The organism is Streptomyces sp. NPDC005017 (genome assembly GCF_042873115.1).
GTDB lineage: Bacteria > Actinomycetota > Actinomycetes > Streptomycetales > Streptomycetaceae > Streptomyces.
Genome location: NZ_JBIALD010000013.1, coordinates 177,933 through 201,693 on the forward strand (window position 1 = coordinate 177,933; position 23,761 = coordinate 201,693).

General features: G+C 73.7%; 18 protein-coding genes. 3 read left to right on the forward strand and 15 right to left on the reverse strand.

Annotated features, from left to right (window positions below):
* Positions 1 to 16: 16 nt before the first annotated feature.
* The 7 genes from ACFYR0_RS21505 to ACFYR0_RS21535 all read right to left on the reverse strand — a co-directional run bounded on the left by ACFYR0_RS21505 (position 17) and on the right by ACFYR0_RS21535 (position 10,216).
* Positions 17 to 2,197, reverse strand: a complete 2,181-nt coding sequence (locus ACFYR0_RS21505) for a peptidoglycan recognition protein (protein WP_389330372.1) — start codon at positions 2,195 to 2,197, stop codon at positions 17 to 19.
* A gap of 307 nt (positions 2,198 to 2,504) precedes the next feature.
* Positions 2,505 to 3,473, reverse strand: coding sequence for an MFS transporter (locus ACFYR0_RS21510; RefSeq protein WP_389330202.1), 969 nt, complete (start codon positions 3,471 to 3,473; stop codon positions 2,505 to 2,507).
* Between the two features lie 430 nt (positions 3,474 to 3,903).
* Positions 3,904 to 6,036, reverse strand: coding sequence for a SpoIIE family protein phosphatase (locus ACFYR0_RS21515; RefSeq protein ID WP_389330205.1), 2,133 nt, complete (start codon positions 6,034 to 6,036; stop codon positions 3,904 to 3,906).
* Between the two features lie 776 nt (positions 6,037 to 6,812).
* Positions 6,813 to 7,238: an ester cyclase gene (locus tag ACFYR0_RS21520; protein WP_389330208.1), complete on the reverse strand. Its 426-nt coding sequence runs from the start codon at positions 7,236 to 7,238 to the stop codon at positions 6,813 to 6,815.
* Between the two features lie 37 nt (positions 7,239 to 7,275).
* Positions 7,276 to 7,626 (reverse strand): ArsR/SmtB family transcription factor, encoded by a 351-nt coding sequence (locus ACFYR0_RS21525; protein ID WP_389330211.1) that lies wholly within the window; start codon positions 7,624 to 7,626, stop codon positions 7,276 to 7,278.
* A 58-nt stretch (positions 7,627 to 7,684) separates the two neighbouring features.
* Complete coding sequence (locus ACFYR0_RS21530) at positions 7,685 to 8,089, reverse strand: anti-sigma factor antagonist (protein WP_386386395.1); 405 nt, start codon at positions 8,087 to 8,089, stop codon at positions 7,685 to 7,687.
* Positions 8,090 to 8,221: 132 nt separating this feature from the next.
* Positions 8,222 to 10,216, reverse strand: a complete 1,995-nt coding sequence (locus tag ACFYR0_RS21535; RefSeq protein WP_389330214.1) for an ATP-binding protein — start codon at positions 10,214 to 10,216, stop codon at positions 8,222 to 8,224.
* A gap of 359 nt (positions 10,217 to 10,575) precedes the next feature.
* On the opposite strand from ACFYR0_RS21535, the gene ACFYR0_RS21540 reads away from it, so the two are divergent.
* Positions 10,576 to 12,441, forward strand: coding sequence for an NAD-binding protein (locus tag ACFYR0_RS21540; RefSeq protein ID WP_389330375.1), 1,866 nt, complete (start codon positions 10,576 to 10,578; stop codon positions 12,439 to 12,441).
* A 626-nt stretch (positions 12,442 to 13,067) separates the two neighbouring features.
* On the opposite strand, the gene ACFYR0_RS21545 is transcribed toward ACFYR0_RS21540, so the two are convergent.
* Positions 13,068 to 14,858, reverse strand: a complete 1,791-nt coding sequence (locus ACFYR0_RS21545) for a prolyl oligopeptidase family serine peptidase (RefSeq protein WP_389330217.1) — start codon at positions 14,856 to 14,858, stop codon at positions 13,068 to 13,070.
* 126 nt (positions 14,859 to 14,984) lie between these two features.
* On the opposite strand from ACFYR0_RS21545, the gene ACFYR0_RS21550 reads away from it, so the two are divergent.
* Positions 14,985 to 15,821 (forward strand): SURF1 family protein, encoded by an 837-nt coding sequence (locus ACFYR0_RS21550; protein ID WP_389330220.1) that lies wholly within the window; start codon positions 14,985 to 14,987, stop codon positions 15,819 to 15,821.
* A gap of 243 nt (positions 15,822 to 16,064) precedes the next feature.
* Here ACFYR0_RS21550 and ACFYR0_RS21555 read toward each other — a convergent pair whose 3' ends face one another.
* From ACFYR0_RS21555 to ACFYR0_RS21585, 7 genes are all read right to left on the reverse strand, one after another.
* Positions 16,065 to 17,153 carry a hypothetical protein gene (locus ACFYR0_RS21555; protein WP_389330223.1) on the reverse strand — a complete coding sequence of 363 codons (1,089 nt, stop codon included), beginning with the start codon at positions 17,151 to 17,153 and terminating at the stop codon, positions 16,065 to 16,067.
* 146 nt (positions 17,154 to 17,299) lie between these two features.
* Positions 17,300 to 17,980, reverse strand: a complete 681-nt coding sequence (locus ACFYR0_RS21560; protein WP_389330226.1) for a SigE family RNA polymerase sigma factor — start codon at positions 17,978 to 17,980, stop codon at positions 17,300 to 17,302.
* Positions 17,981 to 18,386: 406 nt separating this feature from the next.
* The gene (locus ACFYR0_RS21565; RefSeq protein WP_386386448.1) at positions 18,387 to 19,442 is read right to left on the reverse strand and encodes an aspartate-semialdehyde dehydrogenase; all 1,056 of its coding nucleotides are present in this window, start codon (positions 19,440 to 19,442) and stop codon (positions 18,387 to 18,389) included.
* Positions 19,439 to 20,716, reverse strand: coding sequence for an aspartate kinase (locus ACFYR0_RS21570; RefSeq protein WP_386386450.1), 1,278 nt, complete (start codon positions 20,714 to 20,716; stop codon positions 19,439 to 19,441). Before ACFYR0_RS21570 ends, ACFYR0_RS21565 begins: the two co-directional genes overlap by 4 nt.
* Positions 20,717 to 21,049: 333 nt before the next feature.
* Positions 21,050 to 21,706, reverse strand: coding sequence for a DUF5063 domain-containing protein (locus tag ACFYR0_RS21575; RefSeq protein WP_389330231.1), 657 nt, complete (start codon positions 21,704 to 21,706; stop codon positions 21,050 to 21,052).
* Positions 21,699 to 22,298: a recombination mediator RecR gene (recR, locus tag ACFYR0_RS21580; RefSeq protein WP_389330234.1), complete on the reverse strand. Its 600-nt coding sequence runs from the start codon at positions 22,296 to 22,298 to the stop codon at positions 21,699 to 21,701. Before recR ends, ACFYR0_RS21575 begins: the two co-directional genes overlap by 8 nt.
* 57 nt (positions 22,299 to 22,355) lie before the next feature.
* Positions 22,356 to 22,694, reverse strand: coding sequence for a YbaB/EbfC family nucleoid-associated protein (locus ACFYR0_RS21585; RefSeq protein ID WP_389330237.1), 339 nt, complete (start codon positions 22,692 to 22,694; stop codon positions 22,356 to 22,358).
* A 310-nt stretch (positions 22,695 to 23,004) separates the two neighbouring features.
* Between ACFYR0_RS21585 and ACFYR0_RS21590 the strand changes: the two genes are divergently transcribed.
* Entirely contained in the window at positions 23,005 to 23,757 is a 753-nt protein-coding gene (locus tag ACFYR0_RS21590; RefSeq protein WP_389330240.1) for an SLATT domain-containing protein, read from the forward strand.
* Positions 23,758 to 23,761: the final 4 nt, after the last annotated feature.

The following is a 23,761-nucleotide window of genomic DNA, read 5'->3' on the forward strand; positions in this document are numbered from 1 at the left end:
CAGCGGACGGGACGCGTCACTTGATGTAGACGAGGCCGTCCGTGGTGATCGTGGGGCGGCCCGTCGTGCCGACGACCACGATCTTGACCGTGTGCTGGGCGCTGGCCGTCCAGGTCTTGGTCCAGATCGCCTGGCGGTACAGGGTGGACGTGGACTTCAGGTCGACGGTGCTGACCTTGACGCCGTCGACGTAGACGTAGACCTGGCCGGAGCCGCTCGCGCGGGAGACCACCCAGGAGGCGGAGCGGCCGGTGAAGGTCCAGCTGAGGCTGGCGTTCTTCGTGCCGCTGGAGTACGACTTGCCGCCGAGGTAGCTGGTGGACGAACGGGCGGTCCAGGTACCGGACTTCACCGCGGAGGTCTCCTGGAGGATGACCGGGGTGTAGACGGCGGACGCCGTACGGGAGTTGCCCGCGTAGTCGTTGGCCTGCATGGACCAGGTGCTCGCCGTACCGGAGTTGGAGGTGCGGCCGGAGGAGGTCGCGGCGGCGCTGAAGGCGGCGGCCGCGGGGGTCACCAGCTTGACCTCGCGCAGCGCCTTGTCGTCGACGGCCTTCCAGCCGAGGGTGACGGGAACGGCGGTGGTGTTGACCGTGCCGGTGCGCAGGGAGAGCTGCGGGGTGGTGGTGAACGTCGGCGCGGTCGTGTCGGTGACGACGTTCAGCGCGGTGGTGGTCGTCTCCTTGCCGGACACGTGCACGGCCCGCACCGCGACGGTGTGGCCGCCCGCGCCGAGGGTGACGGCCTTGGCGGTGCCGGCGCCCGAGGTGGTGGCGACGGTCTGGCCGTCGACCAGGACCTGGAAGTTCCTGATGAGCGAGGCCGGGGTGGTGCTCGACCAGCGCACGGTGACCGTGCCCTTGGTGTAGTACGTCGACCCGGACGCGGTCGCGCCGCTGAGGGAGGCGACCGTCAGGTTCTGCACCGGGCCGGCCGTCAGCGTGCGGATGGCGGGCAGCTGGGCGTAGAGGGAGTTGCCCGGGCACTCGGTGGCGTAGCCGTCGCGGTGGCCCGAGATCCGGTTGAAGGTGTACTTCGTGCCCGCGGTGAACTTGGTACCCGCGTAGTTCGGCTGCGTCGCACCGGCGTTGAGCTGCACCGTGCCGGCCGGGTCGACGCCGTACTGGCCGAGCTTCCAGGCCGCCACGCGGGCGACGGAGGTCAGGGCCGCGTCCGAGGCGCCGGCGGTGGTGTAGTCACCGAGGACGGAGATGCCCGTGGACTCCCGGTTGAATCCGTAGGTGTGCGCGCCGAGCACGGGCAGGTCGACGCCGCCCTTGCGGCCCTCGAAGATCGTGCCGCACTTGTCGACCAGGAAGTTGTAGCCGATGTCGTTCCAGCCCCTGCCGCCGTTGGCGACGGACGTGGTGTGGTACGCGTAGACGCCGCGGATGATCGACGTCGACTCGGAGCAGTCGTACGCGGCGCCCGCCGTGTGGTGCACGAACACGGCCTTGACGTCCGGGTTGTACTCCGACGGGTCGGGGCTGAGCTTCTCGTCCGCGCCCCAGTCCGCCCGGGTGAGGATGGGCGGCCTGGGCGCGGTGGACGGCAGCGGGGCCGGCGTCGTCGGCGTGGCGGTAGCGGTAGCCGTCGGTGTGGCGGTGGCCGTGTCCGTCGGCGTGGCGGTGGTGGACGGGGTCGCGGAGGGCGTCGTGGAGGGGGTCACCTCCGCGGCGAACGCGGCGGGCTCAGGCGCGCTCACCTTCGTCTCCGCGGTGGTCACCACGCCGGGGTCGACGAGGCTGACCTCGAGACCCTTGGGGAGCGCTCCCGTGGTGCCGTCCTCGTGGAGGACCTGGACCTCGACGCCGTCGGACGGGCCGACCCACAGCGGCTCGGACCCGCCGCGCATGTCGGCCTGCGGCTCCTCCGGCGGGGCGAGGTCCAGCCCGAGGTCGCGCCACGGGCTCCACTCGCCGGTCTCCAGGCCGCGGGTGCGCACCTGCGCCCTGCCGTCGAGCTCCTTGGTGACCCCCGTCCAGGTGACGCCGACGAGGGAGAACTGCTCGGTCTCGGTGCGCGGCAGCTCCCGCTTGCCCTCGGTCCCCTTCAGGGCCAGTTCGTAGATCTTCACCGGCCGCTTGTCCTGGCCGGTCTCCTCGGGTCCGGAGGAGGGGCTGGCCACCGCGTAGCCGACCACACCCCCTCCGCCCAGGACCACCGCACCGAGCGTCAACCATGCCCGCCGTTTCAGGCTCAACGGCGTGTAGGCATGCCTCTTACGTCGATTCACGACGAAATCCACCCCAAAGACGGCCGCTGTCGGCCACATAGGTCACTTGAGCCACACCCGACTCCGCAGTGGCTCAAGTCATTTCAGCGTGCAACTGTCTTGGGGTGTCGCAGGGAAGCGCCGCAAAGTGGCGAAGATCACGATCGAATTGCCCAACCGGCCCAATTGTGCGGTGATTTAAACCTGTTTATCAGCGTGAGTCAGCGGGCGTGCGAGGCGGCTTCCGTGGGGCGCGCGAGACGGCTTCAGCGGGATGTACGCGGCGGCTTCAGCGGGACGTACGCGGCAGCTTCACCGCCGCGGCGAGGCCGACGAGGCCCACGGCGGCGAGCACGGTCATCGCGGCCGCGTACGCGCCGGAGGTGAGCCCGGAGACCAGGATGGTGCCGGCGACCGCCGTGCCCAGGGACGAGCCGAGGTTGGACACGCTCCGGGACACGACCTGGAGATAGGCCGCGACGGTGAACGAGGTGCCCATCAGCAGGAGCCACTGGACGTTCTGGGTCACGAGGCCGAGGTTGGAGGTGCGGTCGTGGAACAGGCGGGTGGACAGCAGCGGTTCCTCCCCCGCGCGCTCCTTGGCCCGCACCGACCGGAAGAACCACAGCAGCACCAGGGCGCCCGCGACGAGCAGCCCGGGCATCAGCCACACGTTGTCGTCGGCGGCCAGGATGCCCGTCACCAGCAGGACGAGCCCCACGGCGGACAGGACCGCGCCGGTGGTGTCGAAGGGCCGCGCCGGATCGGGCGGCAGGGGGTCCTCGACGTGCCGGCTCAGGAAGACGATCAGCGCGACGACCAGGGCCTGGAACACGAACGCGGCCCGCCAGCCGAGCGTGGTGGTGATCAGCCCGCCGATCAGCGGACCGGCGGCCGCGCCGATGCCGCCCAGCGCCATGATCGTCCCGAAGGCGCGGGCCCGTGAGGTGAGGTCGGTGAACAGCAGCGTGGTGAGGATGTAGACGGGCGGGATGAGCAGGGCGGTGCCGATGCCTTCCAGCAGGGAGTTGCCGAGGATCAGCACCCCGAGGCCGGGGGCCGCCGCGCTCAGCAGGGCGCCGACGCCGTAGACGACGAGGCCCGCCAGGAGGCAGCGCTTGCGGCCGTAGCGGTCGGTCAGTTTTCCGCCGGGGATCATCAGCGCGGCCATCACCAGCAGGAAGACCGTGATGGCGACCTGGACGCCCTGGACGGTGGTGTCCAGGTCCTCGCTGATGTCGTTGATCATCACGTTCATGTTGGAGCCGGCGAAGCTGCAGATGAACTGCGCGAGGGCGAGGGGCGCCAGGACGCGCCGCTGCCACGTCGGGGGTGTGCGGGGAGTTCACGTCTCGGCCACGGTTGCGCCTCCACCACCGGTCGGTGGTCCCCCTTCGGGACCGGTCCTCGTCCCGTGGACAAATCCTGCGCCGGGCGTGGGCTCGGGCGCATGCCGGGGGCGCCCGGCCGACACCGGAGCCCTTGGGGCCCTTCTGACGGATCTCCGCGGCGTCGCGACGCCCGGCACGCCCTCCCCCACTGCCTTGAGGGTGTGGGAGGTACCCCCAGCCGCACGGCGCGAAGGGACAGGTGGCTCCGCCACACGACCCTCCGCACCGCACACCGATCGCACGCGCCGAACGCCGCTCCCTCTCCCACGGAGATCCGTCAGCGGGCCCTGGTCAGCCTCAGTCGAAGGTCAGTGCCGAGAGGCCGCCCGTCAGGGTGAGTTCCGCCCAGACGGTCTTGCCGTGGCGGGCGTGGCGGGTGCCCCAGTGGTCGGCGAGCTGGGCGACGAGGAGGAGGCCGCGGCCGCCCTCGTCGAAGACGCGTGCGCGGCGCAGATGCGGCGTGGTGTTGCTGTCGTCTGACACCTCGCACAGCAGGGTGCGGTCGTGGATGAGACGGAGGCGGATGGGTGGCCGGCCGTAGCGGATGGCGTTGGTGACCAGTTCGCTGACGACCAGCTCGGCGGTGAAGTCGAGTTCCTCCAGGCCCCAGGTGCGCAGCTGCCGGGAGACGTCGGCCCGGGCCCGGGAGACCGCCTCGGGCGCGGCCTCCAGGTCCCAGGTGGCGACCTGGAGGGCGTCCATCGGCCGGGGGCGCGCCAGCAGGAGGGCGGCGTCGTCGTCCGGGCGGTCGGGCAGCAGGGCCCGGACGACCGTGTCGCAGACGGCCTCCAGGGAGTCGGCGGGGCGGGCGAGTGCCTCGTGCAGCCGGGCCAGGCCCTTCTCGACGTCCTGGTCGCGGGACTCCACCAGGCCGTCGGTGTAGAGGGCGAGGAGGCTGCCCTCGGGCAGGTCGATCTCGGCGGTCTCGAAGGGCAGGCCGCCGAGGCCGAGGGGCGGGCCGGGCGGCAGGTCGAGGACGTGCACGGCGCCGTCCCGGTTGGCCAGGGTCGGCAGCACATGGCCCGCGCGGGCGAGGGTGCAGCGGCCGGAGACGGGGTCGTAGACGGCGTAGAGGCAGGTGGCGCCCACCCCGCCGTCCGCGTCGCTGTCCGGGTCGTCGCCGGTCAGGTCGGTGGACAGCCGCAGCACGACGTCGTCCAGACGGGTGAGCAGCTCGTCCGGCGGCAGGTCGATGTCGGCGAGCGTACGGACCGCCGTGCGCAGCCGGCCCATGGTGGCGGCGGCCTGGACGCCGTGGCCGACCACGTCGCCCACCACCAGGGCGACCCGGGCCCCGGACAGCGGGATGACGTCGTACCAGTCGCCGCCGACCCCGACCCCCGCGCCGGCGGGCAGATAACGGCAGGCGATCTCCACGGCGGAGTGCTCGGGGGTGCTCCGCGGGAGCAGGCTGCGCTGGAGGGCGAGGGCGGTGGCGCGGGCGTGCGTGTAGCGGCGGGCGTTGTCCACGGCGAGGGCGGCGCGGGCGGCGATCTCCTGGGCGAGCAGGAGATCCTCGTCGTCGAAGGGGTCCGGGATCCGGTCGCGGAAGAACTGGGCGACGCCCAGCGTGGTGCCGCGGGCGCGCAGCGGTACGACGAGCCAGGAGTGGGCGTCCTCGGCCGGGCCGGAGGGGTCGGCCTGGTGGCGCGACGGCTGCCCGGTGGCCAGCGCGAGGTCCGGCGGGGAGCCGGGCGGGTGGGTGTGCGGCTCCTCCGCGGACACGGCCGCTCCCGGTGTGCCGTCCGCCGCCGGGCTCCGGGCGGTGCGGCGCAGTACGGGTGTGCCCTCGGCCGGGGCGTCCTCGCCGCGCAGGGCGGCTTCCAGCAGGTCGACGGTGGCCCGGTCGGCGAACCGCTCGGTGGCCAGTTCGGCCAGCTCCTGCGTGGTGCGGACGATGTCCAGGGTGGTGCCGATGCGGCGGCCCGCCTCGTTGACCGTCGACAGCCGCCACTGCGCCCTGCGGTCGGCCTCCTCCTTGTACAGCAGGACGCCCCGTTCCGAGGAGAGGTCCACGTACTCGGTGCCGAGCGCGATCAGTCTGCGGGCGGCCGCGGCGACCAGGCCGGCGTCGGCGGTCAGCCGGGGCATCTCCTCGATGACCCGGTCGACGAGCAGGAAGTTGCCCAGGCGCAGGGCCCGCAGGAGCGTGTTGACCGGCTTGCCGAGCCGGGTCAGGCGGATGGCGCGGTCGATGTCGGCGGGCGGCAGTTCGATCTCGTCCGGCCCGACGCCGTTCTCCAGTCCGCGCAGGCCGCCGATCACGTGGTCGGCGACGGACTGCGCGGTCATCCGGGCGAGCTCGGGGTCCTCCCACAGTTCGGGGACCTCGCGCCGCAGGTGCCGCACCACGTCCTGGATCAGCCCGTCCGCCCGCGGGACGAGCTCCTGTGCGGCTCGGGACACCAGCGTGTCCGCGGTGAACTCCACACCACGACGGTACGCCGCCCACTCCGACGCCGCCCGCATCCACGGCGCCGGGTGTACGGCACACGGCCCCGTCGAACGCCCCGCTCCCGGGCCGCCCGGGTCCACGGCGGGGGAGCCGGGGCTGGTGCCGGACGCGCACACCTGCGGACCTCCCGCCCCTCGTCCGACGCCCGTTCGGGGCCGACGTCCCAGCCGGCCGCCCGCTCCTCGGCAGCCGACGGGTTCGGACGCGCGGATCGCGCGGACCTCCCGCCACGGCGGGGGTCCAGCCCGGCCGATGTCCCGTTCCGGGCCACCCCGATACACCGCGTCGCGGGGAAGCGAGCGCGGGAAGCCCGCAGGCGTCCCGCCCCGGCCCGGTGTCCCGGTCGCGGACCCGGCCGGCATCCCTCTCGGACCGCTTCCCGAACGGCCGCTCACTCCCGCGCCGTCCAGATCCACCGCAGCGGTCGAGTACCGGCCCCGCACACCCCACAGGCAACCCGCCCACGGACCGCCGTCCCGGTCACCGCCCCGGCCGCGCGGGCCCTCCGGGCGTCCCGCCACGGACCGGCGTCCCGGTCGCGGACCCCGGTCGGCATCCCGCCCCGGACGGGCGTCGGCCCCGGCCTGCGGCCCGCTCAGCGCGGTGGCCCCGCTCCGGCGCCCGGGCCCCGAGCCCAAGCCCCCGGGAAAAGCCCCGTCATGGCCCCGAGCCCCCGGGAAAGGTCCCGCTAGAAGGCCCCAGGGTCCCGAGCCCCCGGTCAGGGCCGTAAACCTCCGGCAGGGTCAGGGCCCTAGGCCTCCGGCAGCAGGCCCAGCTGCTCCAGGAAGGCCATCTGGTCGTAGTACACCCGGTAGCTGACGATGTGGTCGTCGCGGACCGTCGCCAGGTCGACTCCGCGCAGGCGGACGTGTCTGCCGGTGGCGGGGAGGGTCTCGCCCGAAGGGAGTTGCAGGGGGCCGGTGTTGGTGCCGGTGTAGACGCCCTCGTCGACGGCCGTGTCGCCGATCTCGTAGGAGTGGACCGCCTCGAAGGCCGCGTCGGGGACGGACTCCGTCATCTGGCGCCACCACTCGACGATGGCCTCACGGCCGTGCAGCTCGCCGTCGGGGGTCAGCGCCACGGCGTCCTCGGCGTAGAGGTCCGCGACGATCTTCAGGTCCGGTGAGGAGGTGACCGCCTCGGTGAGCCGGTCCATGAGCTCGCGTGCCTGTCCCATGATGGTCCGCCTTCCGCCGGGAGGATCACCTCTCCCATCATCCCACCGGACCGGCGTCCGTCCTGGTCGCGCGCAGGTCCGCGAGGAGCTCGGCCTGTCCGGCGAGGACCCCGGAGAGGATCGTGCGGGCCACCGTCAGCAGCTCGGCCACCTGCGGGTCGGTCAGCGAGTAGTGGACGTTCGAGCCCTCCTTGCGGGTGACCACCAGGTTCGCCCGGCGCAGCACGGCGAGCTGCTGGGACAGATGGGCGGGCTCGATGCCGACGCGTGGCAGCAGCTCGGCGACCGCGTGCTCGCGCTCGCTGAGCAGCTCCAGGACGCGGATGCGGGCCGGATGGCCGAGCGTCTTGAAGAACTCGGCCTTCAGTTGGTACAGCGGTGTGCTCATCGAGCCGTGCCCCCCTCGGCGGCGCGCTCGCGCCGCCCTCCCCCGTGTGTCACATCCGTCACTCGACCTTCCAGCCGTCCGTACGCCACTCCTGCTGCGGCCCGGTGCCCTCGTCCGGCCCGCCCGCGCGCACGTGCACCGCGAGCGCGGAGGCCAGGTCGCAGTGGACGGGGATGTCCGGGCCCTCACCGGCCGGGACCAGGGAACCGTCGGCGGGGATCGCGGCCAGCTCCAGGCGGCGGCCCGCCTCGGCGAGCCTGCGCGCGGCGTCCGTGATGGCGACCTGCCCCTCGGCCGACCAGTTGCGCAGGTCCCCGAGGTCCAGGATGACCGGGCCGGAGCCCCGGGCGACCACCCAGCCGACGGCGCCCGTGAAGCGCCGTACGGCCTCCGGGCCCAGGTATCCGGCGACGGAGAGTATGCCGAGATCCTGTTCGACGGTGTAACGCCACTCGATCGTCATGTAGGTGAACTTCCCTCCGTCGCCCGGCCGTACCGCACCCTCACAGCAGTCGCGGCGGCCTTCAGCGGCCACCGCGACGCGTGCGCGCCCGTGGCTACCGGAACGGACGGGCGCAGCTCCCTCAGCATGTAATCAATTGCCAATTTTCGCAATTGCCCATCCACGGGCCGGACGCGGTGTGGGGACGAAGGGCACGCGGTCCCGGACCGCCGCGCCGGACTCGATGTCGGCGATCAGTCCGTGCAGCGCGGCGCGGCCGTGCGGGGCGGGCAGCGGGGCGGGCAGGTCCGTGTCGAGCGCGGCCAGCGCCCGCCGGGCCCGGTGCCAGGCCCGGCCGCGCCGGCCGTGGCGGTGGTCGACGAAGGCGCGGGCGTAGCGGGCGAGCAGACAGGCCCAGGTGTCCTCGCGCACGTCCGGGTGGGACAGCGCACGGCGGGCGCTGCGCCGGGCGGCGGCGGGGTCGAACGCGGCCTCGGCGACCGCGAGCGCGGCGAGGCTGACGGCGGCCGAGGGCCCGCCGGGGGCGTGCGGCGGAACGGTGTCGGCCGCCTCCCGGAAGTGCGCGGCGGCGGCCACCGCGTCCCCGTCGCGCAGCGCGAGCATGCCCTGCACATGGGCGATCCGGCCGAGCGCCGCGTCGTCCCCGGCCATGACCGCGGCCGGCCAGGCGCGGCCCAGCAGGGCACGGGCCGCGTGCGGGTCGCCGGGGGCGGTGAGCCAGGCCGCAAGCCACCGGGCGCGCACGGCCGGCGGGCTGTCCTCCTCGCACCGCCCGAGCAGGGTGAGCAACAGGTCACGGCCCGCCTCGGCATGGTCGTAGACCACCCACCAGAACCACAGCGCCACGACCGCCTCCAGGGCCGCCGGGATGTGCTCGGGCCGCTCCAGCGCGAGCCGCGCCACGGCCATCAGGTCGTCCTGCTCCTCGGCGAGCAGCCGTACGGCCTGCCGCTGGGAGCCCGCGCCCCACAGGTTCTCGGCGACCTCGGCGACCCGCCGGGCGTGGGTGACGAGGCGTTCCACGGCGACCGGGAACTCGCCCGCCGCGCGCAGCCGTTCCCGGCCGAAGTCGCGGGCCGCCGCGGCCATCCGGTAGCGCGGGCCGTGCACCGCGCCCGGGTCGCCCTCGGTCCGCAGGACGCCGATCGCCGCGAGCCGCGCCAGGGCGCCGGGCACCTGGTGCGGCGCCACGCCCCCGCCCGCGCACAGGAACACGGCCGCGGCCTCGGTGAACGAGCCCGAGAAGACGGCGGCCCTGGCCCACACCACCCGTACCGGCCGCTCGTGCAGCGCGTACGCCGAGCCGATCGCCGAGCGCAGGGAGCGGTGGCGGCGCGGGGCGCCGGGCCGGCCGCCGGACAGCCAGCACTGGTGGCGCCGCAGCAGCCGGGCGAGTTCCGCCACGGAGTGCCGCCCGGTCTGCCCGGCCGCCAGCTCGATCGCCAGCGGTACGCCCTCCAGCAGCCGGCAGACCTCGCGCACGGCGGACAGGTCGAACGGGCCCCCGCCGCGCGCCCGTTCCAGGAACAGCCGCACCGCCGGGGAGCGGCCGTCCTCGCTGTCCCTGGCGTCGGTGCGCAGCGGGGCCAGCCGCAGTACCCGCTCCTCGCCCAGCCCGAGCGCGGCCCGCGAGGTGACCAGGACGCGCGCCTCGGGCACGTCCATCAGCAGCCGCTGGACCAGCCCGGCGCACTCGGTGTGGACGGGGTCGACGTCGTCGAGGAGGATCAGCGTCCGTCCCCCGCGGGCGGCGGCCCGTAGGGCACGGGCCACGTCGGCGGGCGTGGGCGCCCGTACGGCACCGGTGCCCGGGACCCGTACGCCGTCGGGGGCGAGGTGCGTCCGCAGGGACCGCACCAGTTCCGCCGCGAGGGCCCCGGCGGGCGCGGTCGCGCCACCGGGCGGGCGCACCCGGACGGTCCGGCACCCGGGCCCGCCGGACAGGGCGGCGCGGACCGCCCTGGCGAGGGCGCTCTTGCCGACCCCGGCCGGACCGGTGACGGTCACCAGCCGGTGGGCGGCCAGGAGTTCGCGCAGCCGGGCCGTCTCCCCGTCCCGGCCGACCAGATCACCGGGGCGGGCGTCGCAGGCGGGCGGGCCGTCGGGGCCGTCGGCGCATTTCCACACTGTTCGTCACTCCCGTTGCCGTACCGGGCGCGCTCGCGGTGCCGCGACAGCGGGGCGAAGAACCGTTACTGCACACCGTTGCCGGACACCGCCGGACGCGAACCGGCCTCGCGCCCGGCGCCCCATGCCAGACCCAACGCCCGACACGCACGCCGGGTCGCGCGCCCACGCCCGGGATCACACGCCGCGACGAAGACTCGAACCCACGTCCGGAAGATCCTCCGCTCAGGCCCACGCGCCCCCACGGGCCCGTTGCGGGACGTTCGGTGTCCGCTGCAACCACCCCTGCGCGTAAGGCAGTCTGTCCTTTCGTGGGGACCGTTCCGAACCAGAGCGCGCCGGTGGGCGCGAGCGGACAGATGGTGGTGTGCGGCGACGACGGACTCGCCCACCGGCTGGCCGCCGAACTGCGTGTCGTCTACGGCGAGCAGGTCACGCTCGTCGTGCCGCCGGCCGGGCGCCGGGTGCGCCAGCCGGTCGTCGGCCGGGCCCGCGCGGCCTCCGCCGCCCTGCTGGACCGCATGGTCAACGCGGCCCGGGGCAACGGCGACAGCGGCTCCGCCGAGCGGGTGGTGGAGGCCGGTGAGCCGACCGAGGCGGTGCTCGCCGAGGCGGGCGTGGACCGCGCGGCCGCCCTCGCGCTCGTGTACGACGACGACGAGACCAACATCCGCGCGGCCCTCACCGCACGCCGGCTGAACCCGCGGCTGCGGCTCGTGCTGCGGCTCTACAACCGCCGGCTGGGCCAGCACATCGAGGAACTCCTCGACCAGGCGGCCGCGTTGGCGACCGGCGTCGCCTCCGACGGCTCGACCGACTCCGGCGCTCCCTCCACCGTCGTCCTCTCCGACGCCGACACGGCCGCCCCCGCGCTGGCCGCCACGGCCCTGGCCGGCACCAGCAAGGTCGTCCAGACCGAGGGGCTGATGCTGCGGGCCGTCGAACGGCCGCCGCCCGGCCCCGGGGAGGTCGCCGACCCGGGCCTCGCCACCCTCGCGCTGCTCTCCGCGACCAGCAACGACCCCGCCGGGGCGGACGGTTCGGAGGGCAGCGGCGAGCAGGGGCCGCGGCTGCTGCCCGACGCGGCGGCGGTCCGCGACGCCACCGGCCGCGGCACGGTCGTCCTGGAGCAGGTGTCCTACTCCGGCGCCTCCGGCACGGCCTCCGGGCTGACCGGCGTACGGTCCTTCGCCTCGCTCTTCTCCCGCAGGCTGCGCTGGTCCCTCGCCGGGGTGGTGGGCTGTGTGCTGGCCCTCGCGGTCGCGCTGAGCGTCCTCACCGGCGACCATCCGCTGCACGCGACGTACGTGACGCTGCTGGACCTGTTCGCCATCAACGAGCCCGCGCTGAACCAGCCGACGGGCCGCCAGATCCTCCAGCTCCTGACCGGCCTCCTGGGGCTGCTGCTCCTGCCTGTGCTGTTCGCGGCCGTCCTGGAGGCGCTCGGCGCGTTCCGCAGCACCTCGGGGCTGCGCAGGCCGCCGCGCGGGCTCGGCGGGCACGTGGTGCTGCTCGGGCTCGGCAAGATCGGGGCGCGGGTGCTGATCCGGCTGCGTGAGCTCGGCATCCCCGTGGTCTGCGTCGAGGCCGATCCCGAGGCGCGGGGGCTCGCGGTGGCGCGGCGGCTGCGGGTGCCGGTGGTGCTCGGGGACGTCACGCAGGAAGGGGTGCTGGAGGCGGCCAAGGTGCACCGGGCGCACGCCCTGCTCGCGCTGACCAGCGTCGACACCACGAATCTGGAGGCCGCGCTGTACGCCCGTTCGCTGCGGCCCGATCTGCGGACGGTGCTGCGGCTGTACGACGACGACTTCGCCACGGCCGTGTACCGGACCCTGCGGGCCGCGCATCCGCAGGCGCTGACCCGCAGCCGGAGCGTCACGCATCTCGCCGCGCCCTCGTTCGCCGGGGCGATGTTCGGGCGGCAGATCCTCGGGGCGATTCCCGTCGAGCGGCGGGTGCTGCTGTTCGCCGCGCTGGAGGTGGCCGGGCATCCGCGGCTGGAGGGGCGGACGGTGGGGGAGGTGTTCCGGGCCGGGGCGTGGCGGGTGCTGGCGCTCGACACGGGGGCGGGGACGGAGGACTCGCCCGGGGCCGGGCTGGTGTGGGACCTCCCCGACGAGTACGTCCTCGGCTCCCGCGACCGAGTCGTCCTCGCCGCCACCCGGCGCGGCCTGGCAGAACTCCTGGGCCGCCGCAGCCGCGAGACCGAACCCCGCGTGCCCTGAGCCGGGCGCCACGGCCGGGGTCAGGGCGTCCAGTCGCACCCGGTGCTCACAGGGCGCCTCCCCCGGAGGGGGACCCCCAGCGCCCACCCGTGCCGCCCGGTGGGGGCTGGGGCAGGGGCGGTGCGCAGCTCGGCGTCAGCGACGTACCGCCCGGCGGTGGCTGAGGGGCGGGGCGGTGCGCAACTCGGCGTGACGAGGTGCCTCCCCCAGAGGGGGGACCCCCAGCGCCCACCCGTGCCGCCCCTGGCGGCACGCATGCCCGCGGCGACGGGCGACGGGCGACGGGCGACGGGAAGCCGCGTACGGCGGGGAGGGGACGGGGCGGGGGGTGTCCGCCCGCAGCGGCCGCCGTCGAACACCAGAACCCCCGTGAGTAACTGGTTCGGCGGACCGAGGACGGACACCCCCCGCCCCGGCCCCGCACCCCCCACCGCGCGAGCGCGCCCAGCCACAGGCGGACCGCACCCGAACCACACAGCCCAGCCCGCCCCAAAAGGGGCGCGGAGCTGTATCGATGTGCGGCTCCGCCGCGCGAGCGTGACCAACCACAAGCGGACCCGCAGCCAGCGACGCAGACCCGCCGCCCCCGAAAGCGGCACCGACCGCCGTGGGGGGGCGGGCCGGCGTCAGGACAGGTGCGCCGCCGCGAAGGCCAGCTCGAGCCGGAACTGCTTGATGCGCTCGTCCACGACCAGTGACCCGTGCCCGGCGTCGTAGCGGTACACCTCGTGCACCGCCCCCCGCGCCTCCAGCCGCTTGACGTAGTTGTCGATCTGCCGGATCGGGCAGCGCGGATCGTTCACCCCGGCCGAGATGTACACCGGGGCCTTGACCTGGTCGACGTACGTCAGAGGCGAGGACGCCTCGAACCGCTCCGGCACCTCCTCGGGCGTACCGCCCAGCAGCGTCCGGTCCATCGCCTTCAGCGCCTCCATCTCGTCGTGGTACGCCGTGACGTAGTCCGCGACGGGCACGACCGCGATGCCGAGGGCCCACGCGTCGGGCTGCGTGCCGAGGCCGAGGAGCGTGAGGTACCCGCCCCAGGACCCGCCCGTGAGGATCAGCCGCGCCGGGTCGGCGAGACCGGACGCGACCGCCCACTCCCGCACCGCCGCGATGTCCTCCAGCTCGATCAGCCCCACCCGGTGCTTCAGCGCGTCCGTCCAGGCCCGCCCGTACCCCGTGGAACCCCGGTAGTTGACGCGTACGACGGCGTAGCCGTGGTCCACCCAGGCCGCCGGCCCCGCCGCGAAGGAGTCGCTGTCGTGCCAGGTCGGCCCGCCGTGGATGTCGAACACGGTCGGCAGCGGACCGGTCGCCCCGGCCGGCTTCTGGACCAGCGCGTGGATACGGCCGCCGGGCCCCTCCACCCACACGTCCTCCACCGCGACGGAGCCGGGCGACCTGAGACCCGGCGGGTCCAGGACGACCCCGCCGGACGTCGACCGCACGGCGGAGGGCTCCGCCGCCGAGGACCACAGGTACTCCACGCTGCCGTCCGGCCGCGCGGTGGCCCCCGACACCGTGCCGGGCGGGGTGTCCACCCGCTCCAGCGCCCGGCTCGCCAGGTCGTAGCGCAGCAGCTCGCTGCGCGCCTCGAATCCGTGCGCGATGAGCAGCCCGCTGCCGTCCGGGTACCACTCGGCGCTCACGTCGCCGGGCAGCTCCAGCGCGAGGTCGGTCTCCTCGCCCGAGACCACGTCCCACACCAGCGGCTCCCAGCGGCCCCGCCGCTGATGCCCGACGAGCAGCCGGGTGTCCCCCTCGACGGGGGCGAAGCCCAGCACCTCCAGGCCCAGTTCGACGGTGCCGCCCTTGGTGTCGTCCAGCTCGGCGACGGTCGTACCGTCCAGCCGCATCACCCGCAGCGCCGAGTGCATGGCGTCGCCGTGCTCGGTGTGCTCGAGGGCGAGCAGCGAGCCGTCGTGGGAGAGGTCGCCGACCCCGGCGGACTCACGGTGCCGGTAGATCTCCACGGGGGCCTCGCCCGCCCGCGCGAGGTGGACGGTCGTGCCGTCCTCGTCCGTGGACCGCCCGACCACCGCGGTCGCGCCGTCCCGCCCGAGCGCCAGACCGGCCGGATAGGAGGCCTCGAGACCCGGTACGGCGATCTCGTCGGGCCCGCCCTCGAAGGGCTGCCGCCGCCAGACGCCGAACTCGTCGCCGTCCTTGTCGTCGAACCACCAGACCCAGGCGCCGTCCGGGGTGAGCACACCGTCCGTGGTGCCGTTGGGCCGGTCGGTGACCTGGCGCTGACCGCCGGTCGACCGGTCCCAGGCGTACAGCTCGTACGTCCCCGTCGCGTTCGAGACGAACAGGGAGCGGTGGGGGGCGTCCTCGGCCCAGTCGGGCAGGGAGACGCGCGGTGCGCGGAACCGCTTCTCCCAGTCGGGCATGGCTTCTGCGTCGCTGCTCATGGCCCCTATCAAACCCGAGATCAGCACCCCTCCACACCACCTGGGTGATCAGGACCGCGAGGAAGGGCTCGAAGTGTCCGGACCCCGCGACCGGCGGCGCCGCCCGGGCCCCGTACCGTGGACGGCGTGTACCGGTTCCTGCTGACGCCCCGCTGGTGGGGGATCAACGTCTTCGTGCTGCTCGCCATCCCGTTCTGCGTGTTCATGGGCTCCTGGCAGCTGGGCCGGTTCGAGGAACGGCTGGACAACCACCGCAGCGCCGGCGAGCGGGCGCAGGAGGACCGGCGGCAGCGGGCCCGGCCGCTGGCCGAACTGCTCCCCGTGGACAAGGCGACCTCCGGCGACCAGGCCACCGCCACCGGCCGCTACGCCGACCAGCTGCTGGTCCCGGACCGCGACCTGGACGGCCGGAGCGGCTACTACGTGCTGACGCTGCTGCGCCCCGACGAGGGCGGCAAGGCCCTGCCCGTGGTGCGCGGCTGGCTGCCCGGGACGCCCGACCCGGCGAAGGCCCCGGCCCCGCCGTCCGGCGAGATCACCGTCACCGGCGCGCTCCAGGCCTCGGAGACACCCGGCGACAACGGCGTGAGCGACCGGGGCGGCCTGCCGTCCGGCCAGACCGCCGCGATCAGCTCGGCCTCGCTGGTCAACCTGGTGCCGTACGGCGTCGAGGACGCGTTCGTCACCCTCAACCGGGGCGACTCCGGCATGACGGCGGTCCCCCCGAGGGCGGCGGCGCAGACCGGACTGGACGCCAAGGCGTTCCAGAACCTCGGCTACACCGCCGAGTGGTTCGTCTTCGCCGGCTTCGTGGTCTTCATGTGGTTCCGGCTGCTGCGCCGCGAGGCGGAGACGGCGCGGGACGCGGAGCTGGGGCTGCTGCCCGAGGACCCGCGGCCGACGACCGCCGCCGGCACCCCGGCCACGGCGGACGACGCCCCGGCGCAGGACGTCCGGGCCTAGGGTCCTTCTGACGGATCCCGCGGCGTCGCGACGCCCGGCACCGCACTCCCCCACTGCCTCAAGGGCGTCGGGGGTACCCCCAGCCGCACGGCGCGAAGGGACAGCCGGCTCCGCCACACGACCCTCCGCACCGCACACCGATCGCACGCACCGAACCCCGCTCCTGCTCCCACGGAGATCCGTCAGAGAGGCCCTGGCCCCGCCCCCGGCCCCGGCACCGTCCGCCGGTCCGGGTGTAAGGCCCTACGACCCCGACAGCATGCCCGTCCGGTAGACCGTCCCCGCGCAGGCGTCGGGCACGGTCGTGGACACGCTCGGCCCCCCGGCCTCGGCGGTGTAGGACACCCCGACGCTGCCCGCGGTGCCCCCGTCCTCGGTGAGGAGCTGCGTGGACACGCCCGGCTCCCCGGTGGTGGTGGTCCCCTCGGTGGTGCTGCCGGTGCTGTCGGTCGGGGTGGGCGTCGGCGTCGCTCCGCCGGTGTCACCGCCCCCGGTGCCGCCGCCGCTGCCGGTCCCCGTGCCGCCGCCGCTGCCGCCGCCGCTGCCGGTGTCGGTGGAGCAGGCCTCGGAGGGCACCCAGGCGAACCTCACCTCGTAGGCCGCGCCGGGCAGCAGGACGAGCCGGCCGACCTCCAGGGAGGGGTCGGGCAGGCCGACCGCCGCGTCCCCGGCGGCGTGGTTCGCGAGGGAGACACGGGTGGGGTCGGTGGCGCCCTGCGCGACGGGGGTCACCGTGCCTGCGCCGCCGACCTGGCAGCTGCCGTCGGAGACGTTGGTGACGCGGAAGCCGCCGTAGACCGCGCCCGTGGAGTCGGGGGCGCCGGCCTGGCCGCTGGCGGAGAGCTGGTCCGCGGTGCACGCGGGCGCGTCCGCCTGGGCGCTGGCGGTCGGGTCGGCGCTGCTGCCCGAGTCGGGGCCGGTGGTGGCGCCCTGCTCCTGCTCGTCCGAGGCGGTGTCGCCGTCGGGGCTGCCGTCGGTGCGTCCGCCGGTGCCGCCCCCGGCGGCGTCGCCGCCGCCCTGGCTCTCGCCCTCGCCCGCCCCGCCCTGGGCCGCCGAGCCGTGCCCGGCGATGGAGGGGTTGGCGTCGGGGCCGGCGACCCCGGTGACATGCACCAGGGCGGGCACGGCGGTGCCGAGGAACAGCGCGGCGGCGGCCATGCCGACGGCGGCCTGGCGCTTGCGGGCCCGGCGCGCGGGGACGGCCCGGCGCAGATGGTCGAGCGTGCCGTCGCGCGGTTCGACGTCCTGCACGGCGTCGTGCAGCATCCGGCGCAGGGCCAGCTCGTCCGACCCGAGCCCCTCGGAGCTCTGTTCGTCGAGGTGGTCGTTCACAGTTCGGTTCCCAGCGTGCGGTTGCTTCGGCTCCTGCTCCGGTTGCGGAGCCCGGCCCGGCGCATGGTCCCCCGGCCCATGACGTGACACGGCGTCCTCGCCGCGCTCCCTGCCCTCCCGACCGTCCATGTTCTCGGCGTTCTCGCTCATTTCGTCGACGCCTCCATCGCGAGGCGCAGGGCCGCGATGCCGCGGGAGCCGTACGCCTTCACGGAGCCCAGGGATATGCCGAGCGTCTCGGCGACCTGGGCCTCGGTCATGTCGGCGAAGTAGCGCAGCACCAGCACCTCGCGCTGACGGCGCTGGAGGCCCTTCATCGCCTTGATGAGGTCGCGCCGCTCCAGGGAGTCGTACGCGCCCTCCTCGGCGCTGGCCATGTCCGGCATCGGCTTGGAGAGCAGCTTCAGGCCGAGGATGCGGCGGCGCAGCGCGGAACGGGAGAGGTTGACGACGGTCTGCCGCAGATAGGCGAGCGTCTTCTCCGGGTCGCGGACCCGCTTGCGGGCGGAGTGGACCCGGATGAACGCCTCCTGGACGACGTCCTCGCAGGAGGCGGTGTCGTCGAGCAGGAGCGCGGCGAGTCCGAGGAGGGAGCGGTAGTGGGCGCGGTAGGTCTCGGTGAGGTGGTCGACGGTGGTGCCGGCCGCCACGGCCTCGTCGGCGCCGTCACGCTGGCTGGGGATGCGGGCGGGCCGCGCTGCGGGCATGGGCGCGATCACCGGCATGCCGCCGGGCGCGCCGGAGGCGCGGGGGCGTTGGGGCCGGCGGACGGGCGGCCGCAGGGCCGTGCCGCGCGGGGCCACACTGAAGTCGAGTACCTCTGCCACGCCAGTTGGACACGCTTCCCCCCGTGGGGGTTGTACGTGCCGGGCGTCACTTTTGCGCCGGCCGGTCTCCGTGACGGTGCGCCCGACAACGTTCTCACGCCGGCCGGCGCGGCCGACGGAGCCTCAGATGCCCACATGCGTCCCGCTCTTCCCCTATGTCCGAGCGAGCGGCCGTCCCCACGCCCGCTCTCGGCGTCCCCACGCCTGGATGAATGCGTCTCCACACCCGCGAGGGCGACCGCAAAGACGCTCCCCGCCCTCCGCGTGGTTGCGGTGGACGGGGAGAAAATCTTCGAACGCCCCCGGTATCCGGATCAAGTGGCCCGGACCATCGTCCGGATCACATGCTCACGCAGATCCTACAAATCGAACACGGGAGATCGACAGAGTTTTCGGGAGCGGGCGCCTACGACGGGAACTCCGCCGCGACGAGCTCGGCGATCTGGATGGTGTTCAGGGCCGCCCCCTTGCGCAGGTTGTCCCCGCAGACGAACAGCTCCAGGGTGGTCGGGTCGTCCAGGGCCCGGCGCACCCGGCCGACCCAGGTCGGGTCGGTGCCGACCACGTCGGCGGGGGTCGGGAACTCCCCGGCGGCCGGGTTGTCGAAGAGCACGACGCCGGGCGCGGTCGCGAGGATCTCGCGGGCGCCGGAGACGGTGACGTCCTGCTGGAAGCGGGCGTGGACGGTCAGCGAGTGCGTGGTGACGACGGGGACCCGTACACAGGTCACGGCGACCGGCAGCTTCGGCAGCCCGAGGATCTTGCGGGACTCGTCCCGCACCTTCATCTCCTCCGAGGACCACCCGTCCTCGCGCCAGGTCCCGGCCCACGGCACCACGTTCAGCGCGACCGGCTCCGGGAACGGCCCGGTGTCGTCCCCGACGGCCCGCCGTACGTCACCGGGGTGCGTCCCCAGCTCCGTACCGGCGACCAGGGACAGCTGCCGGCGCAGGGTGTCCACCCCGGCCTTCCCGGCCCCGCTCGCCGCCTGGAACGCCGTCACCACCAGCTCGCGCAGGCCGAACTCGGCGTGCAGCGCGCCCAGGGCGACGATCATGGACAGGGTCGTGCAGTTGGGGTTGGCGACGATCCCTCGCGGCCGCATCCGTACGGTGTGCGGATTGACCTCGGGCACCACGAGGGGCACCTCCGGGTCCATCCGGAAGGCCGCGGAGTTGTCGACGACGACGGCGCCGCGCGCCACGGCGACGGGCGCCCACAGCGCGGCGATGTCGTCGGGCACGTCGAACATCGCGATGTCGACCCCGTCGAAGACCTCCTCCGACAGGGCCAGCACCTCGATCTCCTCCCCGCGCACGGTCAGCTTGCGGCCGGCCGAGCGCGGGGAGGCGACGAGTCGGATCTCGCCCCAGACGTCCTTGTGGTGCGACAGGATCTGGAGCATGACCGTGCCGACGGCTCCGGTCGCCCCCACGACCGCGAGCGTCGGTCGTCCGGTCATCGCCCGGTGCCTCCATAGACGACGGCCTCGTCGCTGTCGGAGTCCAGTCCGAAGGCGGTGTGCACGGCGCGCACGGCCTCGTTGACGTCGTCGGCCCGCGTGACGACCGAGATACGGATCTCGGAGGTCGAGATCAGCTCGATGTTCACACCGGCGTCGGACAGCGCGGTGAAGAAGTCCGCGGTGACCCCGGGGTTGGTCTTCATGCCCGCGCCCACCAGCGAGATCTTCCCGATCTGGTCGTCGTAGCGGAGGGACTCGAAGCCGATGCCGGCCTTGGACTTCTCCAGGGCGTCGATGGCCTTGCGGCCCTCGGCCTTGGGCAGCGTGAAGGAGATGTCCGTCAGGCCCGTGGCCGCCGCCGACACGTTCTGCACGATCATGTCGATGTTGACCTCGGCGTCGGAGATCGCGCGGAAGATCGCGGCGGCCTCACCCGGCTTGTCCGGCACGCCGACGACCGTGATCTTGGCCTCGGAGGTGTCGTGCGCGACACCGGAGATGATGGCCTGCTCCACCGTCTTGTCCCCTTGCTTGATCGGCTCACTGCTCACCCACGTGCCCTGGAGTCCGCTGAAGCTGGACCGCACGTGGATCGGGATGTTGTACCGCCGGGCGTACTCCACACAGCGGTGGAGCAGCACCTTGGACCCGGACGAGGCGAGCTCCAGCATGTCCTCGAACGAGATCCAGTCGATCTTCTTGGCCTTCTTCACCACACGCGGATCGGCGGTGAACACCCCGTCGACGTCGGTGTAGATCTCACAGACCTCGGCGTCGAGGGCGGCGGCGAGCGCCACGGCCGTCGTGTCCGAACCACCGCGCCCGAGGGTGGTGATGTCCTTGCTGTCCTGGCTGACGCCCTGGAAGCCCGCGACGATGGCGATGTTGCCCTCGTTCAAGGAGTCCCGGATGCGGCCCGGCGTGACATCGATGATCCGGGCTTTGTTGTGGACCGAGTCGGTGATGACACCTGCCTGGCTGCCGGTGAAGCTCTGGGCGCTGTGGCCCAGGCTTTTGATCGCCATGGCCAGCAGGGCCATGGAGATCCGCTCTCCGGCGGTCAGCAGCATGTCGAGCTCGCGCCCGGCAGGGATCGGGGATACCTGCTCGGCGAGATCGATCAGCTCGTCCGTCGTGTCGCCCATCGCGGAAACCACGGCCACCACCTGGTGGCCGTTCTTCTTCGCTTCCACGATCCGCTTGGCGACGCGCTTGATGCCCTCGGCATCGGCTACGGAGGAGCCTCCGTACTTCTGCACGACAAGGCCCACGTGCGCTCCTCGCTCAGTCCGTCGTTTTCCCGCATATACGCCCGTGTACTGCGGGTCGGTTCAGTCTATCGAGCGCCCGAAATTCACCCTCGGGGTATCGCATGGTGAGATCCCGGCGCGCCGCCCAGGACCCTGCCCTGCGCGGGGCCCGGCACTCGGGAAAGTGGCTCAGCTCACTCGCGGGGCCATGGGGGCGACGGCGGAGGCGGCGGCCCGGTCCGGAGGGCCCGACGACGGTGACGAGGGTTCCGGCCTGCCGAACTCGACGACGGGGCGTCGGTCGCGGGAACGTCGGCGGCCCCGGCCATCACCTGCTGTGCGTCGCGCCGGGTGTCACTCCCGGCCGAGGCCCAGTGGGCCCGCGATCTCCTCCGTCATCACCCGGCCCGCCTCGAACTCCAGCGTCTCGTCGCCCATCGTCTGGTCGGTGTCGAGGCCGTCCAGTTCCTCGAGCGGCTGGTTGAGGCGGATGTGGGCGAGCACCGAGTGCAGTGCGCGCAGGGTCGCCGACGCGGTCGAGCCCCAGTTGGAGAAGTAGGAGAACTGCCACCACCACAGGGCCTCGGTGGTGCGGCCCGCGCGGTAGTGGGCCATGCCGTGGCGCAGGTCGGTGATGACATCGGTGAGGTCGTCCGAGATCCGGGCCGGGACGGGCGCCTTGCGGGGCTCGTAGGGGTCGAAGACCTCGGAGTAGACGTCGACCGGGTCCAGCATCCGGGCGAGGTTCTCACGGAGCTGGTCCACGTCCGGCTCGAAGCCGGGGTCGGGCTCGTAGCGCTCGTCGGGGACGATGTCCTCGTGGGCGCCGAGGCGGCCGCCGGCCAGCAGCAGCTGGGAGACCTCCAGCAGCAGGAAGGGCACCGCCGACTCCGGCTCGTCGCCCTTGGCCACCTCGGAGACCGCGACCAGGAAGCTTTCCACCTGGTCCGCGATCTGGACCGCGAAGTCGTCCGGGTTCTGGCCGGTCGCGTGCAGCGTGGCGTCAGACATCTAGAAGTCGTCTCCCCTCGAAGGCGCGGCCGAGGGTGACCTCGTCCGCGTATTCCAGGTCGCCGCCCACCGGGAGGCCGCTGGCCAGGCGGGTGACCTTGAGGCCCATGGGCTTGATCATGCGGGCGAGGTACGTGGCCGTGGCCTCGCCTTCCAGATTCGGGTCCGTGGCCAGGATCAGCTCCGTGACCGTCCCGTCGGCCAACCGCGCGAGAAGTTCTCGTATACGCAGGTCGTCCGGGCCCACGCCCTCGATCGGGCTGATCGCCCCGCCGAGCACGTGGTACCGGCCGCGGAACTCACGTGTGCGCTCGATGGCGACGACGTCCTTGGGCTCCTCGACCACACAGATCACCGTCGCGTCGCGGCGGGTGTCACGGCAGATGTTGCACAGCTCCTCCTGCGCGACGTTCCCGCACATCGCGCAGAAGCGGACCTTCGCCTTGACCTCCATCAGGGCGTGGGCGAGGCGCCGTACGTCGGCCGGTTCGGCCTGAAGCACGTGGAAGGCGATCCGCTGCGCGCTCTTGGGACCGACGCCGGGCAGCCGACCCAGCTCGTCGATCAGGTCCTGGACCACGCCTTCGTACAACGGACTGCCGTCCTTCCTCGTGCCTTCACTACGTACGGTAGATGCCGTCCCCCTGTCTTAGAAAGGCAGACCGGGGATCCCGCCGCCGAGACCCTGGGCGAGCGGGCCGAGCTTCTGCTGCTGGAGCTGCTGGGCGTTCTCGTTCGCCGCGTGGACCGCCGCGACGATCAGGTCGGCGAGGGTCTCGGTGTCCTCCGGGTCCACCGCCTTGGGGTCGATGCGCAGCCCGCGCAGCTCGCCGGAGCCGGTGACCGTCGCCCGCACCAGACCGCCGCCCGCCTGGCCGTCGACCTCGGTCCTGGCCAGTTCCTCCTGGGCCGTCGCCAGGTCCTGCTGCATCTTCTGGGCCTGCTGGAGCAACTGCTGCATGTTGGGCTGGCCGCCACCGGGGATCACGATCTGCTCTCCTCTGTCGTCTCTGCGGACGGGGGCTTCTTCCCGTTCGGCACGAGCCTACGTGGTCGCCGAGGCCATCGCCCCGTCACTCTTTCGAGTGAGTCGACTGTCGGTCCTATACCTGATCAAGGCCCACTTCCGGGCGGAAAAGCTGCGAAACCCTCCACTTCGCCACCCATTGGGCGGTAGGAAGGATCCGGCGCATCAGCATCACGTGTCACGTGAGCGCCGTCGGGGGTGTCCTCCACGCCGTGCGGGCCGTGGGAGAGCGTCACGCACCGTGATCACCGTGATCAGTAGGGAGTGCCGGGTGGGTCAGCCGGAGATGCAGCCCGAGGGGCCGCCGCAGGACGGGCGCGGCGACGGTGCGGCGGCACTGCGGCCGGGCGATCTGACCGGCCGGATCTTTCCCCACGGGGACTGGGGGGAACCCGCCGAGCGGCTCGACGAGCTGTACCGGTGGGTGGAGAGGGGTGCCCTGGAGACCGCCGCCTGGTATCTCGGCGACCGGGTGTGGAAGCGGCGGAGCGCCCGCGCCCTGCGGACGGGCGCGGCCGTGGGGGCGGTCGCCGGGGCGGCGCTGCCGCTGCTGGACCTCACGGGCGTGGTGGGCGGGGTCGCTCCCTGGGGCTATCTCGCCCTGCTGGTGGCGGTCGCCTGCGTGGGCGTCGACCGGTTCTTCGGCGTCACCTCGGGCTGGATAAGGGACGTGGCCACCGCCCAGGCCGTGCAGCGGCGGCTCCAGGTCCTCCAGTTCGACTGGGCCTCGGAGAGCGTGCGGGAGGTGCTCGGCCCCGCCGACGGCACCGCCGGGGAGGCCGCCGAGCGCTGTCTCGCCGTGCTGCGCCGCTTCTCCGAGGACGTCACCGAGCTCGTCCGCGCCGAGACGGCCGACTGGATGGTCGAGTTCCGTACGGGTCCGGCGCCCCTGGGCATCCAGTCCGCCGTCCCCGCCGGGGCCCGGCCGCAGGACACCAACGTCCTCAACGGCCGCTTCCCCCTCCCCCCGAACGGCCCGGCCCGCCCGAACATGCCCCGGCAGCGGCCGCCCGAGCCCAGGTGAGCGC

Bases quoted from the DNA above. Each gene is read 5' to 3' on its own strand.
- ACFYR0_RS21525 (WP_389330211.1), bottom strand. From the start codon at position 7,626: ATGAGCACACCGCTGTACCAACTGAAGGCCGAGTTCTTCAAGACGCTC.
- ACFYR0_RS21540 (WP_389330375.1), top strand. From the start codon at position 10,576: ATGGTGGTGTGCGGCGACGACGGACTCGCCCACCGGCTGGCCGCCGAA.
- ACFYR0_RS21545 (WP_389330217.1), bottom strand. From the start codon at position 14,858: ATGAGCAGCGACGCAGAAGCCATGCCCGACTGGGAGAAGCGGTTCCGC.
- ACFYR0_RS21510 (WP_389330202.1), bottom strand. From the start codon at position 3,473: ATGAACGTGATGATCAACGACATCAGCGAGGACCTGGACACCACCGTC.
- ACFYR0_RS21530 (WP_386386395.1), bottom strand. From the start codon at position 8,089: ATGACGATCGAGTGGCGTTACACCGTCGAACAGGATCTCGGCATACTC.
- ACFYR0_RS21575 (WP_389330231.1), bottom strand. From the start codon at position 21,706: ATGTCTGACGCCACGCTGCACGCGACCGGCCAGAACCCGGACGACTTC.
- ACFYR0_RS21565 (WP_386386448.1), bottom strand. From the start codon at position 19,442: ATGACCGGACGACCGACGCTCGCGGTCGTGGGGGCGACCGGAGCCGTC.
- ACFYR0_RS21520 (WP_389330208.1), bottom strand. From the start codon at position 7,238: ATGGGACAGGCACGCGAGCTCATGGACCGGCTCACCGAGGCGGTCACC.